Genomic DNA, 25992 nt, shown 5'->3' with positions numbered 1-25992 from the left:
GCTCTCCCAGCCGGGAGAGCGAGAGGGAGCCAAATCACCCCGCCGCCTCCACCGCCCGCTTCGCCATCACGGTGACGAGGTGGGCGCGGTAGTCGGCGCTGGCGTGGATGTCGGCGTTCAGCCCGTCGGCCTCCACCGACAGGCCGTTCAGCGCTTCGGCACGGAAGTCGGCGGCGAGCGCCGCCTCGAACGCCTCGGCGCGGAAGACCGAGCCGGCAGCACCGGTCACCGCCACCCGCACTTCCACGCCGAACTTGGCGACGAAGACGCCGACGATGGCGTAGCGGCTGGCCGGGTTGCGGAACTTGGCGTAGGCCGCCTTGTCGGGTCGGGCGAAGCGCACCGACTTGACGATCTCACCCGGCTCCAGTGCGGTTTCGAACATGCCGGTGAAGAAGTCGTCGCCGGCGATGGTGCGGCGGTCGGTGGTCACCGTCGCTTTCAGCGCCACCACCGCCGACGGATAGTCGGCCGACGGATCGGCGTTGGCGATGGAGCCGCCCATCGTGCCCATGTTGCGGACCTGCCGGTCGCCGATGCCCTCGGCGAGGCTGGCCAGCGCCGGGATCACCCGCTTGACGAGGTCGGAATGGGCGACCTCGGCATGGCGGGTGAAGGCGCCGATCTCCAGCCCGCCATCAGCCTCGCGGATGCCTTTCAGCTCCGCAATGGCGCCGAGGTCGATCAGGTCGGTCGGCCGGGCGAGCCGCTGCTTCAACGTCGGCAGCAGGGTCTGACCGCCGCCCAGCAGCTTGGCCTCTTCCGCCTGGATGGCGGTGGCCGCGTCGGCGAGCGATGTCGGCCGGTGGTACGTGAACGCGTACATTCTCTAGCCTCCTTCTTCTTCGGCCGTCTTATTCCGCCGCCATGGCGGGGGCAGCGTCGCGGATGGTCCGCCAGACCTTCTCCGGCGTCGCCGGCATGTCCATGTGGGTGACGCCATAGTCCGACAGCGCATCCACCACCGCGTTCATCACGGCGGCGGCGGCGCCGATGGTTCCGGCCTCGCCGCAGCCCTTCACGCCCAGCGGGTTGTGGGTGCAGGGCTGGTCCTCGTGATAGCGCACGGTGAAGGATGGGACATCGTCCGCCCGCGGCATGCAATAGTCCATGTAGGAGCCGGTGACGAGCTGGCCCGACTCCTCGTCATAGACACAGTTCTCGTAGAGCGCCTGTCCGATGCCCTGGACCAGGCCGCCATGCACCTGCCCCTCGACGATCAGCGGGTTGATGACGTTGCCGAAATCATCCACCGCGGCGAAGCCGACGATGGTGGTGACGCCGGTGTCGGGGTCGATCTCCAGCTCACAGACATGGCAGCCGTTGGGATAGGTGAAGTTCTTCGGATCGTAGAAGGCCTGCTCGTCCAGCCCCGGCTCCAACTCGTCGAGCGGGAAATTGTGCGGGACATAGGCTTGCAGGGCGATGTCGCCGATGCCCAGGCTCTTGTCGGTGCCGGCGACGGTGAAGCGGCCGTCCTTCACCTCGATGTCGGTTTCGGCGGCCTCCAGCATGTGGGCGGCGATCTTCTTCGCCTTGCGCTCCACCTTGTCCATCGCCTTCACCAGCGCCGATCCGCCGACCGCGAGCGAGCGCGAACCGTAGGTGCCCATGCCGAAGGGGATCTTGTTGGTGTCGCCATGGACGATCTCGACATTCTCGATCGGGATGCCGAAGCGCTCCGCCACGATCTGGGCGAAGGTGGTCTCATGGCCCTGGCCATGGCTGTGGGCGCCGGTGAAGACCGTCACGGAACCCGTTGGATGGAAACGGACTTCCGCGCATTCATAGAGTCCCGCGCGGGCGCCGAGAGCACCGGCGACATTGCTGGGGGCGATGCCGCAGGCTTCGATGTAGGTCGCGAAGCCGATGCCGCGCAGCTTGCCGCGCGCCTTCGATTCGGCCCGGCGCCGCTCGAAGCCGGCGTAATCGACCAGCGGCAGGGCGATGTCCAGGTTCTTGGCGAAATCGCCGGTGTCATATTGCAGCGCCACCGGGGTCTGGTAGGGCATCGCCTCCTTCGGGACGAAGTTGCGGCGGCGCATCTCCGTCTTGTCCATGCCCATCACGCCGGCCGCGACATCGACCAGCCGTTCGATCAGATAGCAGGCTTCCGGCCGGCCGGCGCCGCGATAGGCGTCGACCGGGGAGGTGTTGGTGAAGACCGCCTTGACCTCGGCGTAGATCGCCGGGGTCTTGTACTGCCCGGCCAGCAGGGTGGCGTAGAGGTAGGTCGGGATCGACGGAGCGAAGGTCGACAGATAGGCGCCGAGATTGGCCAGCGTCGAGACGCGCAAAGCCAGGAAATTGCCGTCGGCGTCCATCGCCAGCTCGGCATGGCTGACATGGTCGCGACCATGGGCGTCGGTCAAAAAGCTTTCGGAGCGGTCGGCTGTCCATTTCACCGGCCGGCCGACCTTGCGCGCCGCCCAGGTGACGACGGCCTCCTCGCCGTAATGGAAGATCTTGGAGCCGAATCCGCCGCCGACGTCGGGCGCCACCACCCGCAGCTTGTGCTCGGGAATGCCCAGCACGAAGGCGCCCATCAGCAGGCGGGTGACATGCGGGTTCTGGCTGGTGGTGGTCAGCGTGTATTCGCCGCTGGACTGGTCGTATTCGCCCATCGCCGCCCGCGGTTCCATCGCGTTCGGCACCAGACGCTGGTTGACCAGATCGATCGTCGCGACATGGGCGGCGTTGGCGAAGGCGGCATCGACCGCCGCCTTGTCACCCAGATGCCAGTCGTAGCAGACATTGTCCGGCGCATCGTCATGGACCAGCGGAGCGCCGCCGGCGATCGCACGGGTCGAGGAACCGACCGCCGGCAACTCCTCATAATCGACCACCACCATCTCGGCGGCGTCGCGCGCCTGCTCGCGGGTCTCGGCGATCACCACCGCCACCGCGTCGCCGACATAGCGCACGCGGTCGCGCGCCAGCGGGTAATGCGGCGGCTCCTTCATCGGCGAGCCGTCCTTGGAATGGATCTGCCAGCCGCAGGGCAGGCTGCCGACCTTGTCGGCCTCCATGTCGGCCCCGGTCAGCACGGCGACCACGCCCGGCATCGCCGCCGCGTCGGCGAAGTCGATGCCCAGGATGCGGGCATGGGCGTAGGGGGAGCGCACATGGACCGCATGGGTCATGTTCAGGCGCTTGAAATCGTCGGTGTAGTTGCCGCGGCCCGTCAGAAAGCGCTGGTCTTCGCGCCGGCGCACCGAGGCGCCGATGCCATTGGGGTTCGCCATCTCGTGTTTCCTCCCACAGGAACGCGTAAGATGCGGAAATGCCTGTTCTGGACGTTTCGTCCTGTTATTCGGCCGCGATCCGCGCCGGTGCGGCCATCGCCTCGGCTCCCGCCTTCACCGCCTTGACGATGTTGTGATAGCCGGTGCAGCGGCAGATGTTGCCCTCCAGCCCCTCGCGGATTTCGGCCTCGGTCGGGTTGGGATTCTCGCGGACCAGATCGACGGCGCTCATCACCATGCCCGGCGTGCAGAAACCGCATTGCAGCCCGTGATGCTCGCGGAAAGCGGCCTGCATCGGGTGCAGCGTGCCGTCGGCCGCCGCCAACCCTTCGATGGTGGTCACCGCCGCCCCGTTGGCCTGGACGGCCAGCGTGGTGCAGGATTTCACCGACCGGCCATCGACATGGACGACACAGGCGCCGCACTGGCTGGTGTCGCAGCCGACATGGGTGCCCGTCAGGCCGAGATGCTCGCGCAGGAAGGTGACGAGCAGCGTGCGCTCCTCCACCTCTCGCGACACCGTCTTGCCGTTGACGGTCATCGAAACGCTACAGGACATCGGTTTTCCTCCCGCTGGCTGAAGTCTGGCTCGCAGTCGTTTGGCGTGCAGTTGGGACTGTTCACTGTCGGATGATGCGCCTTGCGCCGTGGCCATGGCGGTGTCCACCTCAGGCCGGCGGTCCTTCGCCACAAGGATAGGGGGTGTCCGCCCACCAAGGTCAAGGAGCCTGTGCATGTCTTGGCCGAAAGAATGGCATGTCAACCATCGTTATGTCGGATTGTACGTACTGGCGCGCAATTTTGTGGCGCGTTACAGTGGGTTGGGGCCGCCCGCCTGCTGTGGGTGTACGAACAAATCCACCCGGCAACGATCCGGGTGCCGCAACGATGACAGGGAGAGCCGCAATGAATCGCCCATCCGTGACGCGCCGGATCCTGACGCTCTGCATGGCCGCCGGCATCGGTCTCGCGGCGCTTCCGGCCAGGGCGGAGACCTTCATCACCGTTCTGACCGGCGGCACCAGCGGAGTCTATTATCCGCTCGGCGTGGCGCTGTCGAACGTGTATGGCAAGGCGCTGCCGGGGGCGAAGGTGACGGCCCAGGCGACCAAGGCGTCGGTGGAGAATCTGAACCTTCTTCAGGCCGGACGTGGCGAGATCGGCTTCACGCTGGGCGATTCGCTGAGCGATGCCTGGAAGGGCAACGAGGAGGTCGGCTTCAAGCAGAAGCTGGACAAGCTGCGCACCATCGCCGCCATCTACCCGAATTACATCCAGGTCGTGGCCGCCAAGGAGTCGGGCATCAGGACGTTGGCCGATCTCAAGGGCAAGCGGGTGTCGGTGGGGGCGCCGAAGTCGGGGACGGAGTTGAACGCGCGGGCGATCTTCGGCGCCGCCGGCCTGACCTACAAGGATTTCGCCAAGACCGAGTATCTGCCCTTCGGCGAATCGGTCGACCTGATCAAGAACCGTCAGTTGGACGCGACGCTGATTTCCGCCGGGCTCGGCGTGGCGGCGATCAAGGATCTGTCCTCGTCGCAGGAGATCACCGTGGTCAGCATCCCGGCCGACATCGTGCGGAAGGTCGGCGATCCCGCCTACATCACCGAGACGATCCCGGCCGGGACCTATCCCGGCCAGACCGAGGCGGTGCCGACCGCCGCCGTCCGCAACCTGCTGGTCAGCCATTCCGGCGTGTCGGACGATGCGGCTTACGCGATGACGAAGACGCTGTTCGAGAATCTCGACGCGCTCGCCGCCGCCCATGTCGCCGCCAAGCAGATCAAGCTCGACCAGACAGCCACCCAATCGCCGGTGCCGCTGCACCCCGGCGCCGTCAAATATTACAAGGAAAAGGGGTTGATGTGAGCGGCGGCCGGGCGGAGAGGACGCCGTGAGCGCCCAGAAGACCCAGGCGGAGGCCGAAATCCGCCAGGCGATCGACCGGGAGAACCCGGCCACCGTCGCCGCATTCGAGGGATTCGACGGGCGGGCGGTCTTCGCCATCGCCGTCGCCTTCTCCGCCTTCCAGATCTGGACCGCCGCCTTCAACCCGCTGTCCACCATGGTGGTGCGGGCGGTCCATGTCGGCTTCCTGCTGCTGATGACCTTCACCCTGTTCGGCTTCCGCCAGACGGCGGTGCGCCGGCGGGTTCCCTGGTACGACTGGTTTTTGGGGCTCACCGCCTTCGGTGTCGGCCTCTATCATTACGTGTTCGAGGTCGAGCTGATCCAGCGGGCGGGCGATCCCAACATGACCGACCTGATCGTCGGCACCGTCGCGGTGGCGCTGGTATTCGAGGCGGCGCGGCGCATCATGGGGCTGGCTCTGCCGATCATGTGCGGCATCTTCATTCCCTATGCCCTGTTCGGCCGATATCTGCCTTTCGGACTGGCCCACCGCGGCTATGACACCGATCAGGTGATCGACAACCTCTATCTGTCGACGGAGGGGCTTTACGGCACGCCGACCTTCGTGTCGGCCAGCTACATCTTCCTGTTCATCCTGTTCGGCGCCTTCCTGGAACGCGCCGGCATGATCAAGCTGTTCAACGACGTGTCGCTCGGCCTCGTCGGCCATGCCAAGGGCGGACCGGCCAAGGTGGCGGTGATCTCGTCGGGGCTGATGGGTACGATCAACGGCTCCGGCGTCGCCAATGTGCTGACGACCGGGCAATTCACCATCCCGCTGATGATGCGCTTCGGATATCGCCCCGCCTTCGCCGGCGCGGTGGAGGCCACCGCCAGCATGGGTGGACAGTTGATGCCGCCGGTGATGGGGGCCGCCGCCTTCATCATGGCCGAGACCATCGGCGTCCCCTACAGCGACATCGCCATCGCCGCCGCCATTCCGGCCACCCTCTATTTCGGCAGCGCCTTCTGGATGGTCCATCTGGAGGCGGGCATGCGAAACCTCGTCGGCCTGCCCAAGGACCAGTGCCCCAGCGCGCTGCGCGCCGTGGTCGAAGGCTGGTATCTGATCCTGCCGCTGGCGGCGCTGATCTATCTGCTTTTCTCGGGCTTCACCCCGCTGTTCGCCGGGGTGATCGGCATCGCGGCGACGGCGGCGCTGATCCTCGGCACCACCATCGTCGGCACCATCGGGCCACTGGCGCTGCGCGCGGCCTTCTGGGTCGTGGTCGGGTTGGTCGCCGCCGGCCTGTGGAAGCTTGGCTTCCGCACCGAGCATCTGGCCTTCACCATGGTCATCCTGCTGATCATCCCCTGCCTGCTGTTCAAGGGCGGCCGCCAGACGCTGGCGCTGGTGGTCAACAGCATCGCCGACGGCGCCAAGAACGCGGTCGGCGTCGGCGTCGCCTGCGCGCTGGTCGGCGTGCTGATCGGCATGATGACCCTGACGGGACTGGCGTCGAGCTTCGCGTCCACCATCGTCGACTGGTCGGGCGGCAATCTGCTGGCGGCGCTGGTGCTGACGATGATCGCCTGCATCGTGCTCGGCACCGGGCTGCCGACGACGGCGAACTACATCATCACCGCCTCCATCGCGGCGCCGGCCCTGCTGACCATGGGCGTGCCGCTGATCGTCAGCCACATGTTCGTGTTCTATTTCGGCATCATGGCCGACCTGACGCCGCCGGTCGCGCTGGCGGCGCTGGCGGCCTCGTCAATCTGCAAGGCCGACCATATGGAGATCGGCTGGATCGCCACTCGCGTGGCGATGGCGGGCTATGTCGTGCCCTTCATGGCGGTCTACGACCCGGCGCTGGTGCTGCAAACCGGCGATTGGCTGGCGGTGGGCTATGTGTTCGTCAAGGCCTGCGTCGCCATCGCCCTTTGGGGGGCCGCCACCATCGGCTTCTTCTGGACGCCGCTGTCGCCGGTCGCCCGGATCTATGCGGCGGCGGCCTCCTTCCTGTTCATCGTGGCGCTGCCCTTGACCGACGAGGCCGCCTTCGTCATGACCGGCCTGTTCCTGCTGTGGCAGCATCGGCGGCGCAACGCCCCGGCCGCCGCCACGGCCTGAGTTGGAAAGCCTTTGCCTGTTCGCGCTTGGCGGGGCGCTGCTGGCGTCGCTGCCGGGAACGGGCTTCACCCTGTCCTGGACCCATTCGATCGAGAAGACCGAATGGCGGGAGGTCTGGGCGGTGGAGGGGGGCCGGCTTCATGTGGTCGAGGCCCGCATCCGCGGCGGCGGGGCGGGGATGGAGCCCGGACCGGATGCCCGGCTGACCGCCGACGGCTGGCTGGTCTGGACGCCGGGCCTGCCGCCACAGGACAGCGTCACGCTCGCCGCCTCCGGCTTCACCGGCGAACACCGGCTGTGCGCCGGTGCCGAGTGCCGGCCGCTGTCCGAATGGACCGGAGCGGCGGACCGGGCCGTGCTTCTGCGGGCCTGCCGGTGAGAGGGAAGCCGCACCGTCCGCATACGAAAGTTTGTGTCGCCAGCGCCCCTTGCGGCTTGGCTTACGCTGCGTCAATCCGCATACTCCCGTTCCTTTCGTCAGGCTATCGTCCGGACCGATGATCACTTCCCCCTCGCACCGTCGCCGCCTGTCCAGTTTTCCGGTCGCCCTGGGGGCGGTCGCCATCGCTGGCGTTTTGTTGAGCGGCCATGGCGCCCTGGCCGCCGAGGCGGCGGCCGATATCGCCCATGGCGGCGTGCCGCATCTCGACGGGCGGCTGCTGGGAGCGGTCTGGGTGGTGCCCTTCGCCGGAATCCTGCTGTCGATCGCGTTGTTCCCGCTGCTGGCACCGATGGTCTGGCACCATCATTTCGGCAAGATCTCGGCGGCGTGGGCGCTCGCCTTCCTGGTTCCCTTCGCCGCGACCTTCGGGGTCGACCTCGCGACCTATGAGCTGCTGCATACGGTCCTGCTGGAATATATCCCCTTCATCGTGCTGTTGACCGCGCTGTTCACCGTGGCGGGCGGCGTGCGGCTGGCCGGGTCGCTGGTGGGGACGCCGCTGGCCAACACGGTCGGGCTGGCGCTGGGGACCGTGCTGGCCAGCCTGATGGGCACCACCGGCGCCTCCATGCTGCTGATCCGCCCGCTGCTGCGCGCGAACGAGCATCGGCGACACAAGGTCCATACCGTGGTCTTCTTCATCTTCCTGGTGTCGAATGTCGGCGGCTCGCTGACGCCGCTGGGGGATCCGCCGCTGTTCCTCGGCTTCCTGAAGGGCGTCGATTTCTTCTGGCCGACGATCCATCTGCTGGCGCCGATGGCCTTCCTGTCGGGCCTGCTGCTGGCGATCTATCTCGCGCTGGACCTTGTCCTGCACACCCGCGATCCCGGCAAGCACCCGCTGATCGAGGGCGTGCATGAACGCGAGCCGATCCGGATCGAGGGCGGCGTCAACCTGCTGCTGCTGATCGCCATCGTCGGGGCGGTGCTGCTGAGCGGCGTCTGGCATCCGGGGACCGGCGTCACCGTCCATCATGTGACCGTGCCGCTGGAGACCATCGTTTCGAACCTGCTGCTGCTGGGGATCACCGGCCTGTCCCTGGCATTGACGAGCAAGCGGAGCCGCCGGCTGAACGGCTTCAACTGGGGCCCGATCCTGGAGGTGGCGAAGCTGTTCGCCGCCATCTTCCTGACCATCATCCCGGCCATCGCCATCCTGCGCGCCGGCACCGACGGGGCGCTGGGCGCCATCATCGCCGCGGTGAACGAGGGCGGGAAGCCCAATCCAGCCACTTATTTCTGGGCGGCCGGCATCCTCTCCAGCTTTCTCGACAACGCCCCGACCTACCTGATCTTCTTCAACACGGCGGGCGGCGACGCGCACACGCTGATGACCGACCTGTCGCTGACGCTGACCGCGATCTCCGCCGGTGCGGTGTTCATGGGCGCCAACAGCTACATCGGCAACGCCCCGAACTTCATGGTCAAGGCGATCGCCGAGGAACGTGGCGTCGCCATGCCCAGCTTCTTCGGCTATATGGCATGGTCCTTCGGCATCCTGGTGCCGCTGCTCGGCCTGACGACGCTGGTCTTCTTTCTGTAGGGCGGCAAAAAAAGGCGCCCGGAGGCATGGGGCCGCCGGGCGCGAAGGCTCAGTACGAAAGAGGATCATCAGCGATGATGATGCAATCGGGAGAACGATTGTGCCGCCACCCTGTCACCGGGTCGGCCGGTCTCCCTTGATCGCGGTCAAGCCCAAGTAAAAGAGTAAGCCATCAATCTCCCAGCGCCGGCGTCGCCACGCTCCCGCCAATGCCGCCATCCTCCGCCGTCTCGGCTTCCGGCCGGGGCACGCGGAACCAAGCGGCATAGAGCGCCGGCAGGAAGAAGATCGTCAGCACCGTGGCGCCGGCCAGGCCGCCCATGATGGCGACCGCCATCGGCCCCCAGAAGACGCTCTGCGTCAGCGGGATCATCGCCAGGATCGCCGCCGCCGCGGTCAGGGCGATGGGACGGGCGCGCCGCACCGTCGCCTCGACGATGCTGTCCCAGCGCGAACGGCCGCTACGGATGTCCTGTTCGATCTGGTCGACCAGGATGACCGAGTTGCGCATGATGATGCCGGCCAGCGCGATGACGCCCAGCATGGCGACGAAGCCGAAGGGCAGGTTGAACAGCAGAAGCGAGGCGGTGACGCCGATCAGCCCCAGCGGCGCCGTCAGCAGGACCATGAACACGCGCGAGAAGCTCTGCAATTGCAGCATCAGCGTGGTGACCATGATCAGCAGCATCACCGGCATCATCGCGTTGATCGAGTCCTGGCCCTTGGCGCTCTCCTCGATGGCGCCGCCCATGGTGATGGCGTAGCCGTCGGGCAGGCTGGCGCGCAGGCTGTCGAACTGTGCGTTCAGCTGGTTGCTGACGACCGGAGCCTGGAGGCCGCCGATGGCGTCGCCCTTGACGGTCATCGTCGTCTCGCGCGCCCGGCGCCACAGAACCGGCTCCTCCAATTCGTAGCGGACGGCGGCGACCTGGCTGAGCGGCACGGTGGTGCCGCGGCTGGTGCGGATGTTCAGCTCGCCCAGGCGCGACAGGTCCATGCGCTCCTCCGGCGTGGTGCGCAGCAACACGCCGATCAATTCCGTACCCTCGCGATACTGGGTGACGGACATGCCGTTCAACAGCAGTTGCAGGGCGTTGGACAGGTCCTGCTTCGAGACGCCGAGCGCGCGGGCCTTGGCGGTGTCCACTTCCAGCCGGATGCGCTTGGACAACTCGTCCCAATCGAGATGGACATTGGCGGTGTTGGGATGGGTCCGCATGGCGTCGCGCACCTGATAGGCGATCTTGCGGATGACCGCCGGATCCTCGCCGGTGATGCGGAACTGCACGGGATAGCCGACCGGCGGACCATTCTCCAGCCGGCCGATGCGGACGCGGGCGGCGGGGAAGTCGGACTCCAGCGTCGGCTCCATCCGCCGGATGAACCGCTCCCGCTGGTCCAACCCCTTGGTCATCACCATGAACTGGGCGAAGTTGGAGGTTTCCAGCTGCTGGTCGAGCGGCAGATAGAAGCGCGGCGAGCCGCCGCCGGTGTAGGCGACCCAGTAATCGACGTCCGGATCCTTGGCCAGCTTCGCCTCCATCCGCTTCACCTCGGCCGCCGTCGCCTCGAAGGAGGAGCCTTCGGCGAGCTGGATGTCGATCAGCAGCTCCGGCCGGCTGGCCGACGGGAAGAACTGCTGCTGGACATGGCCGAAGCCGACCAGGGCGGCGGCGAAGGCGGCCACCGTGACGCCGATGGTGACCCAGCGCGCCCGTATGCAGGCCTCGATCATGCGACGCAGGATGCGGTAGGCGCGGGTGTCGTAGATGTCCAGCTCGTGCCCGTCCGGCACCACATGCTTGGGCTTGGGCAGCAGCAGCCAGCCGAGATAGGGGGTGAAGATCACCGCCACCACCCAGGACAGCAGCAGCGACAGCGCCACCACCCAGAAGATCGAATTGGTGTATTCGCCGGCGGCCGATGCCGCGAAGCCGACGGGGACGAAGCCGGCGGCCGTGACGATGGTGCCGCTCAGCATCGGAAAGGCGGTGGAAGTGTAGGCGAAGGCGCCGGCCTTCAGCCGGTCCCATCCCTGTTCCATCTTCACCACCATCATCTCCACCGCGATGATGGCGTCGTCCACCAGCAGGCCCAGCGCGATGATGAGGGCCCCCAGCGAGATGCGTTGAAGGTCGATGTGCAGGATCTGCATCGCCACCAGCGTCATCGCCAGCACCAGCGGAACCGCCAGCGCCACGACGATGCCGGTGCGCCAGCCCAGGCTGACGAGACTGACCAGGATGACGATGCCCAGCGCCTCGGCCAGCGATTCCATGAACTCGCCGACCGAATGCTCGACCACCTTCGGCTGGTCGGAGACCTGGGCGGCCTCCAGCCCGACCGGCAGTTCGGCGCGAATCTTCTCCATCGCGGCATCGAGCTGTCCGCCCAGCTTCAGCACATTGCCGCCCTTGGCCATGACGATGCCGATGCCGATGGCGTCGCGGCCGTTGTAGCGCAGGGTGTACCGGCGCGGCTCGACATAGCCGCGCTTGACCTCCGCCACGTCGCCGATGGTCAGCAGCCGGCCGCCGCTTTCCACCGGGATGGCGCGCACCGCGGCGGCGGTGTCGAGGCCGAGATCCAGACGGACATAGACCCGCTGCGATCCGGTATCGACGTCACCCGACGCCGCGATGACGTTTTCGCGCTGGAGCGCCTGGATCACCGATTCCACCGGCAGGCCGAAGCTGGCGAGCCGCTGGCTGGAGATCTCCACATAGACCCGCTCCTCCTGCGGAGCGATCAGGTCGATCTTCTCCACGCCCGGCAGTTTCAGCAGGCGGGCGCGGGCCTGTTCGGCCACCTTCTTCAGTTGGGCGGGGGTGAAATCCTCGCCCATGAAGGCGTAGATGGCGGAATAGACGTCGCCGAACTCGTCATTGAAGAAGGGACCAACGACACCATCGGGCAGGGTATAGCGGATGTCGCCGATCTTCTTGCGCACCTGATACCACAGGTCCGACACCATCTTCGGCGGGGTGGAATCCTTCAACTGGACGAAGATGACCGACTCGCCGGGCTTGGAATAGCTGCGGGCGACATCGTAATAGGGCACCTCCTCCAGCTTCTTCTCGATGCGGTCGGTGACGAACTGCTCGACCTCGCGGGCGGTGGCGCCCGGCCATTGGGTACGGACCACCATCACCTTGAAGGTGAAGGAGGGATCCTCGGCCCGGCCCAGCGTCATATAGGCGAGCCCGCCGGCCAGCACGCTGGCGAGCATCATGAACAGCACCAGCGTGCGGTGGGCCAGCGCCCAGGCCGAGAGATTCATGCGGGAGTGGTTCATCGCGCCGGCTCCGTCCAGACCCGGACCTTCTGACCGGCGTCCAGCTTGTGCACCCCGGCGGTGACGATGCGCTCGCCATCCTTCAGCCCGCCGCCGATCACGGCGAAGTCCCCGGCATAGGCGGCGACGGTGACCGCCCGCAATTCCAGACGGTCATCTGGTGCCGACAGTACCCAGACCGCTGGTTTCTGCTCGCGCTGGGTCAGCGCGCTCAACGGCAGGCGGGCGACCGGAGCGCCATGACCGGCCGCGGCGGTGACGGTGGCGGTCATGCCGAGTTGAACCGTCGGTGGTGGGTCGGTCAACGTGATCTTGGCCTGAAAGGTGCGGGTGTTGGCGTCGGCGCTGGGCGAAAGCTCGCGCAGGCTGCCGGTCAGGATCAAGCCGGGATGCGACCACAGCTCCACCGACAGTTTCTGGCTGGGCAGGGTGCCGACGCTCTGTTCGGGGATGTTGGCCACCGCCTCCAGCGTGCCGAGACGGGCGACACGCAGGGCGGTCTGGCCGGCGGCCACCACCTGTCCCGGCTCGATCAGCGTCGCGGTGACGATGCCGGCCTCGTCCGCCACCAGCGTGGCGTATTGGGCGGAATTGTTGAGGACGCGCAGTTGCGCCTCGACCTCCCGCACCTTGGAATCGGCCTTGTCCAGCGTGGTCTTGCGGCGGTCATATTCCTGGCGGGTGGTCCATTCTCCCTGGCGCAGGCTGGCATAGCGCTGGAAATCGCTGCGCGCGTTGGCCGCATCGGCCTGGGCGGAGGCGAGCTGGGCCTGCTCGGCGCGGATCTGCAATTGCAGGTCGGTGGGATCGAGGCGGGCGAGCGGCGTGCCAGGCTCGACACGGGTGCCGACCTCCACCATCCGGGCCGTCACCTTGCCGCCGACCCGGAAGCCGACATCCGCCTCCACCCGCGGGCGGATCACCGCCGGGTAGCGCACGCTGTCCACCAGCGGCTCCAGCATGACGGTGGCTACGCGGACCGGCCGCAACTCTCCCTCCGCCGGCGTGGCGGCGGACTGTGTTTCATTGCAACCGGAAAGCAAGCCCGCCGCCGTCAGCAGGGCGGCTGTCGCCATGACGGAGGATGCGAACCGCCCCTCGCGAATTCGGGCCATACCACCTCTCCTCGCTGGACTGGACTGTATCGTACTGATAACGTCCTACTCCGCCGACCAATCCACGTCAAGAGTGAACGGTACAGTTCAGTGCAGCCATCGGACCACAAAATGTCGTCGCCCACCTCCTCCCTCGATGCGAAGGCCGAGCAGATCATCACCGCTGCGCGGGAGGTGTTTCTGGAGCTCGGCTATGCCGCCGCCTCCATGGATCAGGTGGCGCAGCAGGCCCGGGTGTCCAAGACCACGCTCTACACCCGCTTTCCGTCGAAGGAGGAGCTCTACACCGCGGTGATTTCCGCCGAGTGCGAGCGGCGCGGCCTGCACTTTCCGCCGGAGATGTTCGACGGGGTGCCGCTGCGCGACGTGCTGATCCAAGTGGGCCGCCGCATCGTCGACCTGCTGTGGTCGGAGGCGGCGATCCGTGTTCATCAGTCGGTGGTGGGGGAGGCGACCAGGATGCCCGTCGCCGCCCGGCTTTATTATCAGGCGGGGCCCGAACTGGGCATCTCCAGCATCGTCGCCCTGTTCACCCGGTTGGCCGACCAGGGCGTGATCGCCACCGACGATCCCGCCTTCGTCGCGAAACAGTTCCTGGCGGCTCTTGAGGGCGGCGCCTATTGTCAGCTGGTTCTGGGGCTCTGCCCGCAGCCGGGGGAGGAGGAACGATACGCCTTCGTCGAAAAGGCGGTCGACCTGTTCCTGCGCGGCCCGCTGCCGGGCTGACCGGTTCACGCCAGCTTGAAATAGCGCATCACCAGCCGGCCAAGCTCCTCCCGGACACCGTCATCGCCCAAAGCGGTCAGCCTCTCATGCAGACCGGCGGCGATGGCGGTGAAACGGGCGAGCACCGCCGGGTCGAAATGCTTGCCCGCTCCTTCCGCCAGAATGTCCATGGCGGGGGCGAAGGACATCGGCTCCTTGTAGGGGCGGCGGGAGGTAAGGGCGTCGAAGACGTCGACGACAGCGAAGATGCGGGCGGCGATCGGGATCGCGTCGCCTTTCAGCCCGCGGGGATAGCCCGAGCCATCGAACTTCTCGTGATGGCCACCGACCACATCGGCCGCATCGGCCAGCCAGCCCGACGAGCCGATGATGTCCAATCCGTGAACCACATGGGTTTTCATCACGGCGAACTCCTCGGCGTCGAGTTTGCCGGGCTTCAACAGGATGCTGTCGGGAATGGCGATCTTGCCAACGTCATGCAGAAAGGCGCCCTTCACCAGCTGGCGGATGGCCGCGTCGTCCAGCCTCAGCGCCTCGGCCAGACGGATGGCCAGAACGGTCACCCGGTAATTGTGGGCGTTGGTGTCGCTGTCACGCTTGGCGATGGCACTACCCAGCGCCGTCAGCATGCCGATGTTGGCGTCGAGCAGTCCGCGCGACAGGCGCAGGAATCCCCTGTTGTAGGCTCCGAAGATCGGCAGGAGAACGAGCGCCGCCCCCAGCACCGACAGCGACGAGACGCCAGCGACCGTGGCGGTGTCGCGCAGGATCTCGTTGGAGCGCCGCGAGGACAACTGGAAGACGCTCTCGAAATAGCCGAGCAGGCGGCCATCGGAATCGAGCAGAGGCTCCATCGTTTGTATGAAGATGCGCCCGCCCAGTGTGAAGCGGTCGTAAAGGGAGCCGTCGGCGTCCGGGAAACCATGCCGGCTGGCGGAAAGTCGTTCTTCCGCCCATTCCGCTCCGGGAACCACATATTCGGCCGTTTTCCGCTGGTCCGGCCCATAGAGTTCCGCGACGATGAAGTGGCCCTCTCCGTGGCGCAGGCGTGTCTCCTCCCGGTTCGACATGAAGCGCCGGAGCGACGCCTCCACATCGGCATCGGCCGCGCCGGCCGAGAGCGACGACCGGGCTTCCGCAAGGAAGGCGGCCGACTCGTCCCGCGCCAACTCCACCACCCGGCCGTCGGCGATCTCGACCTCGACCAGGAATGCGATGCCGCCGACCGCCATCGCCAGGAACAGGGCGGCGCCGGCCAGACGGCGCAGAACCGCGCCGGCGGTCGGCAGGCGCATCGCCGACAGATCGGCGGTATGACGGCCCAACCAGGGCCTGAAGAACAGGTTCAGCCGCCGCCGTCCACCCGCCGCCATCGATCTGCCGATTCGCACACTCATCGTCCCAATTCCTCGCCGGGCCGGCCGATCCGGAGCTTGTCCTTGCCAGGCACCGATGTCATCGATTGCAGAATTCCGCCAAACATGTTGAGACGGCGTTAAGGTTCGGCATGCACAGTCGCGCCGACTGTCCCTCCGCCCGTGAAAGGAAATGTTTCACGATGTCCGCCTGTCCCTGCGGGTCTGGTCTGATTGTCGATCAATGCTGCGGCCCGATCCTGGCCGGCCAGCCAGCCCCCTCACCCGAAGCGCTGATGCGGTCGCGCTACACCGCCTTCGTCCGTCATGACATCGATCATATCGAGCGCAGCTATGCGCCGGAAAGCCGCTCCGCCTTCAGCCGCGCCGACGCCGAGCGGATGGCACGGGAATGCGAATGGGGACCGCTGACCGTCATGAAGACGGAGGAGCGAGGCGACGACGGGATGGTCGAGTTCTTCCTGACCTTCCAGCGCGACGGCGAGGAGTGGCCGCTGCATGAACGGTCACGCTTCCGCAAGGTCGATGGCCGCTGGCTCTATGTCGACAGCGTCCTCAACCCGAAGGACCCACCGCGCCGGGTGGTGAAGGTCGGCCGCAATGATCCCTGCCCCTGCGGATCGGGACGCAAGCACAAGGCCTGCTGCGGGCGCTGACGGCGCCCGCACATCGGCACGGCTTCAACTGATGCCGAGATAGCGGCCCGGCTTGTGATTGATCGCCAGCGTGACGTTGACGATGGTCGCCCCCAGCACCGACAGCAGCAGCCGGTCCGGCGCCAGCACGAAGAAGGCGCCGGCCAGGATGGCGAGATCGACGCCGAGCTGGAAATAGCCGGCGCGGATGCCATGGCGCTCCTGAAGATAGATCGCCAGGATGTTGACGCCGCCAAGCCCGGTGCGGTGACGGAACAGCATCAGCAGGCCGGTGCCGCAGAGCCCGCCGCCGACCACGGTGGCATAGAGCGGATCCAGGTGGGTGAAGCCGATCCACTGGTCGGTCAGGCGCGAGAACAGCGTCACCAGCGCCACGGCGATGAAGGTGCGGGCGGTGAACTTCCAGCCCAGCCGCTTCCAGGCCAGCCAATAGAAGGGCAGGTTGATCGCGAAGAAGAGGATGCCGAACTGAACCTTGGTGACGTAGCTCAACAGCAGAGCCAGCCCGGCGGTGCTGCCGGTCAGCAGCATCGTCTTGGAGTAGATCAGCATGCCCAGCGCGATGAACAGCGTGCCCAACAGCATGGCGAGCGCGTCTTCATAGAGCTGGTGGCGCTCGGTTGCGGCGGACGGGGCCTGGAGGGCGGCGGTCATGGTCGTCCGTCTCCTCAGCGGAGGGCCGCGAACTTCGCCACCACATCCTCCACCTCGGCCGTCTTCAGGCCGGCGATGTTGATGCGGCCGGAGGTCGGCATGTAGATGGCGTGGTCGGCGCGCAGGCGCAGCACCTCCGCCTCGGTCAGCGGCAGCAGGGAGAACATGCCCTCCTGCGCCGCCACCGCGGTCAGGGCCGGGAAGGCGCCGGCCAGACCGGCGGCCAGCTTGCGGCGGATGCCGGTGATGCGGGCGCGCATGCCATCCAGCTCGGCCGTCCAGTCGGCGGTCAGGGCGGCGTCGCCCAGGATGGTGCGGACCACGGCGGCGCCATGGTCGGGCGGCATCGAATAGCTGGTGCGGGCCAGCCCCATCAGGTTGGACTTGGCGAGATCGGCGGCCGCCGGCACCGCGGCGACGGCGAAGATGGCGCCGGTGCGCTCCCGGTAGAGGCCGAAGGACTTCGACGACGACACGGCGACCAGCGTTTCCGGAACGGCACCGATCAGGTGGCGCAGCCCCTCGGCATCCTCGTCGAGCCCGCGCCCGAAGCCCTGATAGGCGAGATCGACCAGCGGCAGCACGCCGCGTTCCTCCAGCACGGTGGACAGCGTCTTCCACTGGTCGAGCGACAGCGGCGCGCCGGTCGGGTTGTGGCAGCTCGCATGCAGCAGGGCGACGTCGCCCTGCCGCGCCGCCTCGAACGCCGCGATCATGCGGTCGAACAGCACGGCTTGGCTGGCGGTGTCGAAGAAGGGATGGCTCACCACCTCCAGGCCGGCGGCGGCGAAGATGCCGACATGGTTGGGCCAGGTCGGCTGGCCGACCAGCACGCGCTTCGATCCGCCGCGCAGGAGAAGATCGGCGGCCAGACGCAGGGCGCCCGACCCGCCGGGGGTCTGCACGCCGGCGGCGGTGACCTTCGCACCCGCCGCGCCGCCAACCAGCGACCACAGCCGTTCCAGATAGAGCGCGTCGCCTTCCAGCCCGAGATAGGCCTTGCTGTCCTGTCCGTCGAGCAGCGACCGTTCCGCCGCCTTCACCGCGCGGAAGACCGGGGTGCGCCCCTCCTCGTCGCGATAGACGCCGACGCCGAGATCGACCTTGTTCGGCCGCGTGTCCTGCTTGTACAGCCCGATCAGGGCGAGCAGAGCGTCGTCGGGCTGGCGGGAAAGCGCGTTGAACATGGCGGTTCGTCCGGTCCTTGGCTGGAGAATGGCGGTTAAGAATTTATCGATGTCGATGGCCGGGCGATCCGGCTGGTGCGATCCTCCACTTTCGCGGTCTTCGGGACAATGATGAATTGACTTCCCCAGACCCGCTTCGGCATCACGACAATTTACAGCGCGAGCGTTTGCGGGGCATGCTGCGCCGGGAAGGAGCTGTCAGATCGATGACCGATTTCGCAAAGACCCGCGCCCGCTTCGATATTCCGGATGGGGTGATCTATCTCGACGGCAACTCGCTGGGCCCCTTGCCCATCGCGGCGAAGGAGCGGGTGGCCCGCACCCTGGCCGAGGAATGGGGCGGCCAACTGATCCGCGGCTGGAACAGCGCCGGCTGGATGGTTCAGCCGCGCAAGGTGGGCGACCGTATCGCCCGCCTGATCGGTGCCCCGGCCGGCAGCGTCGTGGTCGGCGATACCCTGTCGATCAAGGTCTATCAGGCGCTGGCCGCCGCGCTGGCGATGCGTCCCGAGCGCCGGGTGATCCTGTCCGACAGCGGCAACTTCCCCACCGACCTCTATATGGCGGAGGGGCTGATCGAAACGCTGGGTCAAGGGCACATTCTGAAGGTGGTGGCGCCGGAGGAGGTGGAGGGGACAATCGGCGAGGATGTCGCCGTGCTGATGCTGACCGAGGTCGATTACCGGACCGGACGCCTGCACGACATGGCGGCGCTGACCGCCAAGGCCCATGCCGCCGGCGTGGTGACGGTGTGGGACCTCGCCCATTCCGCCGGCGCGCTGCCGGTCGATCTGGCCGGGGCCGGGACGGATTTCGCCGTCGGCTGCACTTACAAATACCTGAATGGCGGGCCGGGGGCGCCGGCTTTCATTTATGTCGCCCCGCAGCATGCGGAGAGGGCGCGTCCGGCCCTGTCGGGCTGGATGGGGCACGAGGCGCCCTTCGCCTTCGATCCCTCCTACCGCCCCGGCGCGGGCGTGGAGCGGATGCGCGTCGGCACCCCGCCGGTGATCGCGCTGGCCGCACTCGACGCGGCGCTCGACGTCTGGGACGATGTCGACATGGCCGACATCCGCCGCACCTCCATGACGCTGTGCGACCTGTTCATCGAACTGGTCGAGGCGCAATGCCCGACGCTGGAGCTTGCCTCCCCGCGTGACGGCAGCCGTCGCGGCAGCCAGGTGTCGTTCCGCCATCCACAGGGCTATGCCATCATGCAGGCGCTGATCGACCGCGGCGTGATCGGCGATTTCCGGGCACCCGACGTGCTGCGCTTCGGCTTCACCCCGCTCTATATCGGCGAAGCGGAGGTGCGCGGCGCCGTCGCGGTTCTGAAACAGGTGACGGATGGCGGGCTTTGGGACCGGCCGGAATACCACAGGAAGGCGATCGTCACATGAGCGGGCAGGATATGAAGAAGCCCTACGATCCGGCATCCGAGGGCGCGCAGATGGCCTTCGATGGGCGGATGTCCTACGGCGACTATCTGCAACTGGACCGCATCCTGGGCGCACAGATCCCGCGCTCCAGCGCCCATGACGAGATGCTGTTCATCATACAGCACCAGACGTCGGAGCTGTGGATGCGGCTGGCCGTCTACGAGATCCGCGCCGCCCGCGAGGCGATCCGCGAGGACCGGCTGTCCCCCGCCTTCAAGATGCTGGCCCGCGTCGCCCGCATCTTCGAACAGCTGAATTCCGCCTGGGACGTGCTGCGCACGATGACGCCCAGCGAATACACCCGCTTCCGCGACGATCTCGGCCAATCCTCCGGCTTCCAATCCTATCAATACCGGGAGATCGAGTTCCTGCTGGGCAACCGCAACCCGGCGATGCTGCGGCCCCACGCGCACCGGCCGGAGATCCATGCTCTGCTGGAACAGGAACTGGCCAGTCCCAGCCTGTATGACGAGGCACTGCGCCTGCTCGCCCGCAACGGCATCCCGGTTCCGGCGGAGGTGCTGGAACGCGACGTGTCGCAGACCCACCAGCCGCATGACGGCGTGACCGAGGCATGGCGGACGGTCTACCAATCCCCGGAAGCCCATTGGCCGCTCTACGAGCTTGCCGAGAAGCTGGTGGATTTCGAGGATTACTTCCGCCGCTGGCGTTTCAACCATGTCACGACGGTGGAACGGGTGATCGGCTTCAAGCGCGGCACCGGCGGGACCGGCGGCGTGTCCTATCTGCGCAATATGCTGGCGGTGGAGCTTTTCCCGGAACTTTGGCGGGTGAGGACGGTGCTGTGACGGACTTGCGCAAGATCACGGATTGGGACGACGCCTACAGCAATGGCGCCCATATTCCCGGCGGCGACGCCTATCCCGCCCGCTGGGCGGAGCGGGCCGCCGCCTTTCGGGCCGAACTCACCGCAGGCGGCCGGGCGGAGCTGGACCTGCCCTATGGCGAGGGGGAGCGGGAACGCTATGACCTGTTCCTTCCGGCCGGCACCGCCAAGGGAACGGTGGTCTTCGTCCATGGCGGCTATTGGATGGCCTTCGACAAGGGCGGCTGGTCGCATCTGGCGGCCGGGCCGCTCGCGCGTGGCTGGGCGGTCGCGCTGCCAAGCTACACGCTATGCCCGGACACCCGCATCGGCGGGATCACCCGGCAGGTGGCGCGGGCGGTCTCGACCATCGCGCAGACCCGGCCGGGGCCGCTCCGCCTGACCGGCCATTCGGCCGGTGGTCATCTGGTCAGCCGGCTGGTCTGCGCCGATGCGCCGCTGATGGAGGAGGTTCGGGAACGGGTGGAGCATGTCGTCTCGATCAGCGGCCTGCACGACCTGCGCCCACTGCTGAATACCCGCATGAACGCCAAGCTTGGGCTGGATGAGGCGGAGGCCGTTGCGGAAAGCCCCGCCCTGCTGAAACCGCAGCCGGGAACCCGCATCACCTGCTGGGTGGGGGCCGACGAGCGGCCGGAATTCGTCCGCCAAACGGAGCTGCTGGCCAACATCTGGCTCGGGCTGGGGGCCGCCACAGCCTCCCGGCTGGCCGATGGGCGCCATCACTTCGACGTCATCGACGATCTGGCCGATCCGGACTCCGGTTTGGTCGCCGTGCTGCTCGGCTCATAGTGGATGTGCTGCGATGGGGCTTGGAGAGAGACGGGTTATCTTTCCAACCCCCATCGACGGTAACAATCCTTGATCGCGCGGATCGATGGCAGGCGAATTTTCGGCAGATCGGCTTGTTCGAACCGGGCAAGATTGCGGTTCCGGTTCCTCGGCGTGACCACGGCGATATGGTGGATCATTTCCCATTTGATGCTGTCGCGCCCGCTATCCAACGCGCCAAGTCTTTGGTGCTCGAACCATGTCCGGCGGAAATAGCGCAGCAGGCTGGCCGGCATGGCGATGTCCAACAGGATCAGCCCGGTCGCCCGCGCGAAACGCTGCGGCATGCAGATTGAGTAATTTCCATCCATGACCCACCGGTCCGCGGCGATGGCAGCATCGTGAAGGCCGACGAACTCATCTGAGGGGCGGGGCTCCCAATCGGTGCCGGGCCGATGGTGAAGCTGATCGAGGTGGATGGCCTTCAGGCCGCGCTTGCGCGCGATCGCCACCGCGAGTGTTGATTTGCCGCTGTTGGATGGTCCCAGGATACAGATGCGCTGACCGAGATCCTCAAGTTGCATGGTTTCCGCTCCATCCGCCTGCCGCGACCGACCTTACGCATCCCGGTGGCCCGGTCCAGTTGAGCAAATGAAGGACCCCGGTCACTGTGTGAAGAACATCGCGGCGAAGATGGCGGCGGTGGCGGCGATCACCGTCACCAGCCCGCTGCGTCCGAGCGCCCGTTGCCGATGAAGCGCAACCGCCATCACCGTTATGGCGATGCTGGTCAGGATCAGGCCCAGCTTGGCTTCGGTCATCATCCAGTCTCCTTGAGGATTGTGTCAGCGCGGGCTGATCCAGCCCAGCGCGCCGGCGGCGGTGACCAGCAGGATGGCGCCGCACAGCAGCCCCAGCCAGCCGGTCATCAGAAACCGCCAGCCCGGACCGGCATGGTCGAGTTCCAGGTAATGCACCAGGATTTCGCGCCCCTTCGCCACCGCGAGCGCCAGCAGCGCCGCCGCCCCGGCGACACCGATACCGCCCCCCAGATCTCCATGGCGGGCGAACAGCAGGGTGACGGCGGTCAGCCCCATCAGGATCAACCAGGACAGCGTCAGCCGGTCGATTTTCCTGAGAAAACTCATGGGTCGTCTCCTCAGCGGATCAGATAGACGAGCGGGTAGAGGATCACCCAGACCAGATCGACCATGTGCCAGAAGGCGGCCCCGGTCTCCAGATTCTCCACCAGCGTGTCGGGGCCGGACCGGGCGACCAGCAGCAGGATGATGATGCCCAGCATCACATGCAGGGCGTGGAAGCCGGTCAGCAGGAAATAGAGGGTGAAGAAGCCGTCGCTGTCGATGGTCAACCCGGCGCCCAGCGTCGCCGAATACTCCACCGCCTTCACCGCCAGGAACACGGACCCGACCGCCGCCGCCACCAGCATCGCCCGGCGTGCCTGCGGCACCGCGCCGCGCCGGGCGGCGGCGACCCCCTTGGCGGCGAGATAGCCGCTGGTCACCAGCACCATGGTGTTCAGCGCACCCGCGGTGCCGTTCAGATGGGCCTGCCCGGCGGCGAAGGTCGCCGGGTCCAGCAGACGGGCAACGGCGAAGCCGAGGAAGGCGACGCCGAACACCGCCAGCTCGCTGAAGATCAGGATCCACATCATCAGGTTGCCGGGCAGGGCGGCAAGGCCGCTCCCGCGATCCTCCGCCCCCGCGATACCCAGGCCCGTCATGTCAACGTCGGCCATGTCCAAAGTCCAAATCTTGTCATCACGTACGCGAATGATAAGCCGCCTCTCCGCCCGCCGGCTTGATCGCGGTCAAGGAATGCCCTCCCCCCACGGTCAATTATTCGCCCGACCCGTGGCGACAGGACGCTGCGACGCCCCGGCAACCGGCTCCGGGGTGCCGCACACCCGACGCCTCCCGAACCGACGCCCTCCCGACCGACAGGTCGAGATTTCCAGGGATCCCGAGCGATGACCGAACGCTTCACCAAGGCGGCCGCGCGCAACATCTTCTATGGCGGATCGCTGTTCTTCTTCGCGACCTTCGTCGCGTTGACCGCGCTCAGCCACAATTACATCGTCAACACCAGCACCGATAAGAAGACGCTCACCGATGCGGTCGCCCGCGGCAAGCATGTGTGGGAGAGGAACGCCTGCATCAACTGCCACACGTTGCTGGGCGAAGGCGCCTATTTCGCCCCCGAGCTGGGCAATGTCTGGCTGCGCTATGGCGGCGACAAGGACCCCGAGGGCGCCGTCCTGGCGCTGAAGAGCTGGATGGCGGCGCAGCCGTCCGGGATCGAGGGCCGGCGCCAGATGCCGCAGTTCCACCTGACCGACGGCGAGGTCGAGGATCTTGCCGCCTTCCTGGAATGGACCAGCCGGATCAATACCCAGAACTGGCCGCCCAAGCTGTCCGGCTGAGGAGATTTCCGTCATGAAGTACGAATCGCAAAAAGTCGCCCTCTATTACTTCGCTGCGGCCATGGGGCTGTTCGGGGTCCAGATCCTGGTGGGTCTCCTGGCCGGCACCGTCTATGTGCTGCCGAATACCTTGTCGGAACTGCTGCCCTTCAACATCATCCGGATGATCCACACCAACGCGCTGATCGTCTGGTTGCTGATCGGCTTCTTCGGCGCCGCCTATTACCTCGTGCCCGAGGAAGCGGAGACCGAGCTGCACAGTCCGAAATTGGCATTGGTCCAGCTCGGCCTGTTCGTCTTCGGCGCGCTGGCCGCGGTCGTCGGCTATGTCTTCCGCATCCATGAGGGACGCGAGTTCCTGGAACAGCCCTTGTGGATCAAGGCCGCCATCGTCGTCGTGGCGCTGATGTTCCTCTACAACATCACGCTGACGGTGCTGAAGGGCCGCCGCACGGTCATCACCAACATCCTGCTGGTGGGCATGTGGGGCATCGCGCTGTTCTTCCTGTTCTCCTTCTACAACCCGGCCAACCTGTCGCTGGACAAGATGTATTGGTGGTACGTCGTCCATCTCTGGGTCGAGGGCGTGTGGGAGCTGGTCCTGGCCTCCATCCTCGCCTTCCTGATGATCAAGATGACCGGCGTCGACCGCGAGGTGGTCGAGAAGTGGCTCTATGCCATGGTCGGCCTGGCCCTGTTCAGCGGCATCCTCGGCACCGGCCATCATTACTACTGGATCGGCACGCCCGGTTACTGGCAGTGGATCGGCTCGCTGTTCTCAACGCTGGAGGTCGCCCCTTTCTTCACCATGGTCGTCTTCGCCTTCATGATGGTTTGGAAGAGCGGCCGGCGTCACCCGAACAGGGCGGCGATGCTGTGGTCGCTGGGCTGCGCGGTCTTCGCCTTCTTCGGCGCCGGGCTGTGGGGCTTCCTGCATACGCTGGCCCCGATCAACTACTACACCCACGGCACCCAGGTGACGGCGGCGCACGGGCACCTCGCCTTCTACGGCGCCTATGCGATGATCAACCTCGCCATCATCACCTACGCCATGCCCTACCTGCGCGGCCGGGCGCCCTACAACCAGACCCTCAACATCTGGAGCTTCTGGCTGATGAGCGGCGGCATGGCCTTCATGACCTTCGCGCTGACCGCCGCCGGCATCGTGCAGACCCATCTTCAGCGTGTGATGGGCATGGGCTACATGGAGGTCCAGGAACAGATCGCCATGTTCTACTGGCTGCGTCTGGGCGGCGGCGTCGCCGTCGGCATCGGCGTGCTGCTCTACCTCTATGCCGTGTTCGGTCCGGCCCGTGAAGAGCGCCCGGTCTCCGTCGCCAAGGGCCTCCAGGCGGCCGAGTAAGCGTCAAATCCACGGCCCCCGTCCGTTCTTCCGGCGGGGGCCGTCCGCTTTTCAGGAGTTTCACGATGATCCGCAGCGCCGCCCCCCACCTCGCAGCCGTGCCTGGAATCACCGACGCCAGCGCCGATCCGCCCTTCTATCAGCCGACAGGCGACGAGTGCGCGCTGTTCGAGCATGCCTATCATCACCGGCTGCCGCTTCTGCTGAAGGGGCCGACCGGCTGCGGCAAGACCCGCTTCGTCGCCCATATGGCGGCAAGGCTCGGCCGTCCGCTCCACACCGTCTCCTGTCACGACGACCTGACCGCCGCCGACCTGACCGGCCGTTACCTGCTGAAGGGCGGTGACACCGTCTGGGCGGACGGGCCGCTGACCCGCGCCGTGCGCGAAGGCGCCATCTGCTATCTCGACGAGGTGGTGGAAGCGCGCAAGGACGTCACCGTCGTGCTGCACCCGCTGACCGACGACCGCCGCATCCTGCCGCTCGACCGCACCGGCGAGACGCTGGAGGCACCAGCAGGCTTCATGCTGGTGGTGTCCTACAATCCCGGCTACCAGAATGTCCTGAAGGCGCTGAAGCCCAGCACCCGCCAGCGCTTCCTCGCCGTCGAGTTCGACTTTCCCAGCGCCGAGCGCGAAATTCCCATCGTCGCGACCGAAAGCGGTCTGGCGGAAAACCGTGTCGCTCCGCTGGTCCGCCTCGCCAACGCGTTGCGCGCCCTGAAGGGTCAGGATCTGGAGGAGGGGGTGTCGACCCGCCTGCTGATCTACTGCGCCACGCTGATCCGCTCCGGCATGAAGCCGGAACGCGCCATCCGCGCCGCCCTGATCGAACCGCTGACCGACGACCCGGACATCCGCGCCGCCCTGCTGCGTGTCGCCGAGGTCACTTTGGGCTGATCGAAG

At 66.7% G+C, this 25992-nt stretch carries 24 protein-coding genes; 12 read left to right on the top strand and 12 right to left on the bottom strand.

Annotated elements, in window-relative coordinates; all coding sequences use genetic code 11:
- Window positions 1-34 precede the first annotated feature (34 nt).
- From AZL_RS25730 to AZL_RS25720, 3 genes are all read right to left on the bottom strand, one after another.
- The gene (locus AZL_RS25730) at window positions 35-826 is read right to left on the bottom strand and encodes an FAD binding domain-containing protein (RefSeq protein WP_012977351.1); all 792 of its coding nucleotides are present in this window, start codon (window positions 824-826) and stop codon (window positions 35-37) included.
- Window positions 827-854: 28 nt separating this feature from the next.
- Window positions 855-3245, bottom strand: coding sequence for a xanthine dehydrogenase family protein molybdopterin-binding subunit (locus AZL_RS25725; protein WP_012977350.1), 2391 nt, complete (start codon window positions 3243-3245; stop codon window positions 855-857).
- A 64-nt stretch (window positions 3246-3309) separates the two neighbouring features.
- Window positions 3310-3804: a (2Fe-2S)-binding protein gene (locus AZL_RS25720; protein WP_012977349.1), complete on the bottom strand. Its 495-nt coding sequence runs from the start codon at window positions 3802-3804 to the stop codon at window positions 3310-3312.
- A gap of 347 nt (window positions 3805-4151) precedes the next feature.
- Between AZL_RS25720 and AZL_RS25715 the strand changes: the two genes are divergently transcribed.
- The 4 genes from AZL_RS25715 to AZL_RS25700 all read left to right on the top strand — a co-directional run bounded on the left by AZL_RS25715 (window position 4152) and on the right by AZL_RS25700 (window position 9215).
- Window positions 4152-5114, top strand: coding sequence for a TAXI family TRAP transporter solute-binding subunit (locus AZL_RS25715; protein ID WP_042445631.1), 963 nt, complete (start codon window positions 4152-4154; stop codon window positions 5112-5114).
- Between the two features lie 25 nt (window positions 5115-5139).
- A complete protein-coding gene (locus AZL_RS25710) occupies window positions 5140-7230 on the top strand; it encodes a TRAP transporter permease (protein ID WP_012977347.1) in 2091 nt (696 codons plus the stop codon).
- A gap of 1 nt (window position 7231) precedes the next feature.
- A complete protein-coding gene (locus tag AZL_RS25705; protein WP_012977346.1) occupies window positions 7232-7609 on the top strand; it encodes a DUF1850 domain-containing protein in 378 nt (125 codons plus the stop codon).
- Between the two features lie 118 nt (window positions 7610-7727).
- On the top strand, window positions 7728-9215 hold the full coding sequence (locus tag AZL_RS25700; protein ID WP_012977345.1) for a sodium:proton antiporter: 1488 nt from the start codon (window positions 7728-7730) through the stop codon (window positions 9213-9215).
- Between the two features lie 172 nt (window positions 9216-9387).
- Here AZL_RS25700 and AZL_RS25695 read toward each other — a convergent pair whose 3' ends face one another.
- Window positions 9388-12510: an efflux RND transporter permease subunit gene (locus AZL_RS25695; RefSeq protein ID WP_012977344.1), complete on the bottom strand. Its 3123-nt coding sequence runs from the start codon at window positions 12508-12510 to the stop codon at window positions 9388-9390.
- Entirely contained in the window at window positions 12507-13625 is a 1119-nt protein-coding gene (locus AZL_RS25690) for an efflux RND transporter periplasmic adaptor subunit (RefSeq protein ID WP_012977343.1), read from the bottom strand. Before AZL_RS25690 ends, AZL_RS25695 begins: the two co-directional genes overlap by 4 nt.
- Before the next feature lie 111 nt (window positions 13626-13736).
- On the opposite strand from AZL_RS25690, the gene AZL_RS25685 reads away from it, so the two are divergent.
- Window positions 13737-14351 carry a TetR/AcrR family transcriptional regulator gene (locus AZL_RS25685; protein WP_012977342.1) on the top strand — a complete coding sequence of 205 codons (615 nt, stop codon included), beginning with the start codon at window positions 13737-13739 and terminating at the stop codon, window positions 14349-14351.
- Window positions 14352-14356: 5 nt separating this feature from the next.
- On the opposite strand, the gene AZL_RS25680 is transcribed toward AZL_RS25685, so the two are convergent.
- The gene (locus tag AZL_RS25680; protein WP_247894494.1) at window positions 14357-15748 is read right to left on the bottom strand and encodes an HD-GYP domain-containing protein; all 1392 of its coding nucleotides are present in this window, start codon (window positions 15746-15748) and stop codon (window positions 14357-14359) included.
- A gap of 161 nt (window positions 15749-15909) precedes the next feature.
- Here AZL_RS25680 and AZL_RS25675 point away from each other — a divergent pair, with 161 nt between their 5' ends.
- Window positions 15910-16383: a YchJ family protein gene (locus tag AZL_RS25675; protein ID WP_012977340.1), complete on the top strand. Its 474-nt coding sequence runs from the start codon at window positions 15910-15912 to the stop codon at window positions 16381-16383.
- A gap of 24 nt (window positions 16384-16407) precedes the next feature.
- On the opposite strand, the gene AZL_RS25670 is transcribed toward AZL_RS25675, so the two are convergent.
- A complete protein-coding gene (locus tag AZL_RS25670; protein ID WP_012977339.1) occupies window positions 16408-17037 on the bottom strand; it encodes a YitT family protein in 630 nt (209 codons plus the stop codon).
- A gap of 14 nt (window positions 17038-17051) precedes the next feature.
- The gene (locus AZL_RS25665) at window positions 17052-18224 is read right to left on the bottom strand and encodes an amino acid aminotransferase (protein ID WP_012977338.1); all 1173 of its coding nucleotides are present in this window, start codon (window positions 18222-18224) and stop codon (window positions 17052-17054) included.
- Window positions 18225-18430: 206 nt separating this feature from the next.
- Between AZL_RS25665 and kynU the strand changes: the two genes are divergently transcribed.
- From kynU to AZL_RS25650, 3 genes are read left to right on the top strand one after another with little or no spacing between them, the layout of a single operon-like run.
- Window positions 18431-19624, top strand: coding sequence for a kynureninase (gene kynU / locus AZL_RS25660; protein ID WP_012977337.1), 1194 nt, complete (start codon window positions 18431-18433; stop codon window positions 19622-19624).
- A gap of 11 nt (window positions 19625-19635) precedes the next feature.
- Entirely contained in the window at window positions 19636-20472 is an 837-nt protein-coding gene (gene kynA, locus AZL_RS25655) for a tryptophan 2,3-dioxygenase (RefSeq protein ID WP_042445842.1), read from the top strand.
- The gene (locus AZL_RS25650) at window positions 20469-21302 is read left to right on the top strand and encodes an alpha/beta hydrolase (protein ID WP_012977335.1); all 834 of its coding nucleotides are present in this window, start codon (window positions 20469-20471) and stop codon (window positions 21300-21302) included. The genes kynA and AZL_RS25650 overlap by 4 nt, the downstream gene beginning before the upstream one ends.
- 35 nt (window positions 21303-21337) lie before the next feature.
- On the opposite strand, the gene AZL_RS25645 is transcribed toward AZL_RS25650, so the two are convergent.
- The 4 genes from AZL_RS25645 to AZL_RS25635 all read right to left on the bottom strand — a co-directional run bounded on the left by AZL_RS25645 (window position 21338) and on the right by AZL_RS25635 (window position 23040).
- Complete coding sequence (locus AZL_RS25645; RefSeq protein ID WP_012977334.1) at window positions 21338-21865, bottom strand: ATPase AAA; 528 nt, start codon at window positions 21863-21865, stop codon at window positions 21338-21340.
- Between the two features lie 81 nt (window positions 21866-21946).
- On the bottom strand, window positions 21947-22105 hold the full coding sequence (locus AZL_RS36425) for a hypothetical protein (RefSeq protein WP_158306018.1): 159 nt from the start codon (window positions 22103-22105) through the stop codon (window positions 21947-21949).
- Between the two features lie 21 nt (window positions 22106-22126).
- Window positions 22127-22429 (bottom strand): cytochrome C oxidase subunit IV family protein, encoded by a 303-nt coding sequence (locus AZL_RS25640; RefSeq protein WP_052293779.1) that lies wholly within the window; start codon window positions 22427-22429, stop codon window positions 22127-22129.
- Between the two features lie 11 nt (window positions 22430-22440).
- Window positions 22441-23040 (bottom strand): cytochrome c oxidase subunit 3 family protein, encoded by a 600-nt coding sequence (locus AZL_RS25635; RefSeq protein ID WP_012977333.1) that lies wholly within the window; start codon window positions 23038-23040, stop codon window positions 22441-22443.
- A gap of 231 nt (window positions 23041-23271) precedes the next feature.
- Between AZL_RS25635 and AZL_RS25630 the strand changes: the two genes are divergently transcribed.
- From AZL_RS25630 to AZL_RS25620, 3 genes are all read left to right on the top strand, one after another.
- A complete protein-coding gene (locus AZL_RS25630) occupies window positions 23272-23724 on the top strand; it encodes a c-type cytochrome (protein ID WP_012977332.1) in 453 nt (150 codons plus the stop codon).
- Window positions 23725-23737: 13 nt separating this feature from the next.
- Window positions 23738-25087 carry a cbb3-type cytochrome c oxidase subunit I gene (locus AZL_RS25625; protein WP_012977331.1) on the top strand — a complete coding sequence of 450 codons (1350 nt, stop codon included), beginning with the start codon at window positions 23738-23740 and terminating at the stop codon, window positions 25085-25087.
- A gap of 65 nt (window positions 25088-25152) precedes the next feature.
- A complete protein-coding gene (locus AZL_RS25620) occupies window positions 25153-25986 on the top strand; it encodes a CbbQ/NirQ/NorQ/GpvN family protein (protein WP_012977330.1) in 834 nt (277 codons plus the stop codon).
- Window positions 25987-25992: the final 6 nt, after the last annotated feature.

Source organism: Azospirillum sp. B510, from assembly GCF_000010725.1.
Classification (GTDB): Bacteria; Pseudomonadota; Alphaproteobacteria; order Azospirillales; family Azospirillaceae; genus Azospirillum; species Azospirillum lipoferum_B.
The sequence above is the reverse complement of the archived record's forward strand: the minus strand, read 5'-3'. Positions and strand labels throughout refer to the sequence as shown.